We start from the raw sequence: 433 nt of genomic DNA, 5'->3' as shown, positions 1-433 counted from the left end.
TATCAGGTCTGAAGTGTACATAAATGCTAGAAGTACCCACAGTTGATGGTGGGGGCTGCTCCCTCACACCAATAGCAACACATAACACTTCCACAATTTCCGGTATGCTCTTCTTTTTATAAAGCTCTATCAACTTCTTCTGGCAGATTATGGTAACAGCATTCTCAACTTCCTTATGTAATACCTTCATGGTCCCAAAAGAAGATGGTGCTGCACTAGTCTTCAATGAATCCCATTCTTCACCTAATCCCTTCAAATGATATTTGTGATCCACAGTATCTGCTCTGCTATCCCTAGTGTTTACTGAAAAGTATAACTCTTCAGCTCTCCTGATGACTGTTTCAGGAATACCTTCCTTTTCAGCAGTTTCAAAGGCAAGACTCTCTCTACAAACTCCATCAACCAACTTCCATGTTGGTCTTATATGGCCATT

The 433-nt window shown here is 40.9% G+C and carries 1 protein-coding gene; it reads right to left on the bottom strand.

Annotated features, from left to right (window positions below; all coding sequences use genetic code 11):
• Window positions 1–433 (bottom strand): hypothetical protein (locus ABF638_RS38310; RefSeq protein ID WP_435027943.1); only part of this gene is annotated, 433 nt, incomplete at both ends.

The sequence above is a fragment of the Nostoc sp. CALU 1950 genome, from assembly GCF_051172895.1.
GTDB lineage: Bacteria > Cyanobacteriota > Cyanobacteriia > Cyanobacteriales > Nostocaceae > Nostoc > Nostoc edaphicum_A.
The sequence above is the reverse complement of the archived record's forward strand: the minus strand, read 5'-3'. Positions and strand labels throughout refer to the sequence as shown.